The organism is Candidatus Eremiobacteraceae bacterium, from assembly GCA_035314825.1.
In the GTDB taxonomy this organism is placed as follows: Bacteria; Vulcanimicrobiota; Vulcanimicrobiia; order Eremiobacterales; family Eremiobacteraceae; genus JAFAHD01.
Genome location: DATFYX010000058.1, coordinates 1 through 2,441 on the forward strand (window position 1 = coordinate 1; position 2,441 = coordinate 2,441).

3 protein-coding genes and 1 pseudogene are annotated in these 2,441 nt (G+C 61.9%); 1 reads left to right on the forward strand and 3 read right to left on the reverse strand.

Features of this window, described 5'->3' with window-relative positions:
- Positions 1-308: 308 nt before the first annotated feature.
- On the forward strand, positions 309-1,373 hold the full coding sequence (locus tag VKF82_07385; GenBank protein HME81885.1) for an IS630 family transposase: 1,065 nt from the start codon (positions 309-311) through the stop codon (positions 1,371-1,373).
- A gap of 360 nt (positions 1,374-1,733) precedes the next feature.
- On the opposite strand, the gene VKF82_07390 is transcribed toward VKF82_07385, so the two are convergent.
- The 3 genes and pseudogenes from VKF82_07390 to VKF82_07400 form a co-directional block, all read right to left on the reverse strand.
- A complete protein-coding gene (locus tag VKF82_07390; GenBank protein ID HME81886.1) occupies positions 1,734-1,970 on the reverse strand; it encodes a hypothetical protein in 237 nt (78 codons plus the stop codon).
- Positions 1,971-1,979: 9 nt separating this feature from the next.
- Positions 1,980-2,183 (reverse strand): annotated as a pseudogene (locus tag VKF82_07395) (recombinase family protein).
- Between the two features lie 44 nt (positions 2,184-2,227).
- Positions 2,228-2,441: hypothetical protein (locus tag VKF82_07400; GenBank protein HME81887.1), on the reverse strand; the 214-nt coding region annotated here is incomplete at its 5' end.

A 2,441-nucleotide genomic window follows, 5' to 3' on the forward strand; every position in this document is an offset into this window, starting at 1 on the left:
CCCTCTAGCCCCGTCTTGGACCGAGCGAGGTGCGTTTTCACCCCGAACTTTCCCGAAAATGGCCCTGTTCGGGAAAGTCGCCGAGCTCTGACCACGGGAATCCGCGGCTCGCGGGCCATCGGTGGACGCTCACCAAGCGTCGTTTTCGGGAAAGTCGGCCGAAATGACCTGCTCAATGGCCGAAATCGGTGGCGGCGAGCCCGAATCGGGGGTGTCAAAAATTTCGAGGGTTTGGACGTATACCCTGACTCCCCGAGTATCCGAGAAACCCCCTTGCGAAACGGCGCGAGCGGGATTCTACCGATCGGATGACACGGAGTGGCTTCCTCGACAGCGAATCGCGGCAAGACCTGATCGAGCTGGCGCGCGACGGGCCGGCCGCCCATCGTCTCGCGCGTCGCGCCAACGCACTGGTGCCGCTGGACGACGGGATGAGCTGCGAGGCGATCGCCCGAGTGCTGTTGATCGACGACGACACGATCCGGACCTGGTTCCGCCTGTATCAAGAAGATGGGATCGAGGGGCTGGCGAGCTTCGGCTACGAGGGCGGCGCCTGCCGGTTGACGGGCGAGCAGCAGGACAAACTCAAGGCCTGGATCACCGAGACCCTGCCGCGAACGACGCGTGAGATTGGCGCCTGGATCGAACGCGAATGCGGCATCGCCTATCAAGGCCGCTCGGGCCTGATCGCACTGCTGCATCGCCTTGGCATGGAGCATCGCAAGCCGAAGGCGGTGTCACGCAAGCTAGACCCGGAGAAGCAGGCAGCCTTCATCAAGGCGTATGAGGATCTGCTGAACCATCTGGCCGATGACGAAGCGGTGTTGTTCGCAGACGCGGTACATCCGACGCATGCGGTACGGCCGGTGGGTTGCTGGGCGCCGAAGGACACCAAGATCGCCGTGCCGCAGACGAGTGGGCGGCAACGGCTGAACATCCATGGCGCGATTGACCTCGAGACTGGTCAGACGCGCATGCTGGACGTGCTGACGGTGGATGCCGCCAGCACGATCATGCTGTTGATGGCGCTCGAGGCGATGTATCCCGGCAAACGGCTGATCCACCTGTTTGTCGACAATGCCAGATACCATCACGCGAAGCTGGTTCAGGAATGGTTGGCTAGGCCGGGGTGCCGGATCAGACTACACTTCATCCCGGCCTATTGTCCGCACCTTGATCCGATTGAACGCTTATGGGGCTTGACGCACAAGCACATCACCCACAACCGGTGCTACGAGAAGTTCGCTGATTTCAGTGATGCGCTCCTGACGTTTCTGCGCGATGAGGTACCGCGAAACTGGCACCTCTATTGTGATGCCGTTTCAGACAACTTCCGCGTCATCTCACCCAAGGATTTTCGGATTCTGGCGTGAACCAGGTATAGAACCCAGAACCGAAATTCTCGACATGCTCGCTGCCGGCCGCACCGGCGCCGATGTAGCCCGCATCTTCCGGGTCCATCGCGCCACCATTAGTCGCATCGCCGCCGAGGCGAGAGCCATGGTCGCGGAAGCAATGTCGGCCCCACGAGGCAGCGCCCAAACCGAGCCCGCGTCGCCACGGCCCCACGAACAACGCGGACAACGCGCGCGACCAAAAGCTGAATCTTTAGTTATATCAACTGGTTGTAGCTCGCGTCACGGTATAAAAGATTGAAATCAAACGCTTTCCAGATCGGCACTTTTGGCACGGAGGTTACGACAAGGCCAACTTGGTCAGGAAGTATCGGGGCATCACTCGGCCCGTCCGTCGATCTCGGCCTGCGCCGCCGTCGTCATCGGCTCGAAGACCTTCTGGTTGAAGTCGCGGCGCGTGTTGGTGTCATCTGACTGGAGCGTGGCAAGGTTATCGAACAACATCTTGGCGCACTCGGGATCAAGCGCTTCCAGATGCGCCTTCAGACGCTCAAGGTTCTGAGACCAGTTCTCGTCCAATGAAAAACTGAATTGCTGAGGCATCGCCGAGACCACGGCCTGCTCCTAGAGCCTAGAAATCGTCGCGTGGTGGACGTTGAAGCTGCGCGCGATCTCGCGCACCGGCTCGCCGGCGTCCCGTCGCCGCAGCGCCTCGCGCTGCTGGTGCGGGGTCAGCTTGTAGGGTCGCCCCATCTTCACGCCGCGCGCCTTCGCGCGCTCGCGTCCCTCGCTGGTGCGCGCGCGGATCAGGTCCCGCTCGAACTCTGCCGTATGCGGTGCACCGCATACGGCGAATGATGCGAAGCCCGTGGTTATGTGGAGTCGCGCTGGAACGCCCTCTCGGCAGCATCATACTGGACTCGGGTGGACCAGCCTTGATTCACAAGCGTCCGCTGGCGTTCCACGTTGTTGCTGGCTTCAGTGAGAGCTGCCGTAGCAGCGGTGACTGCGGCCTGTGCAGCGCGCAACGCGTCGCGTTGCAGCTGCGGGTCGAGTTCGGCGACCACGTCCTTCGGCCGCACCTCC

What these genes read in the sequence shown, in the direction of transcription:
- VKF82_07385 (HME81885.1), top strand. Translation starts at nt 309, where the DNA reads ATGACACGGAGTGGCTTCCTCGACAGCGAATCGCGGCAAGACCTGATC.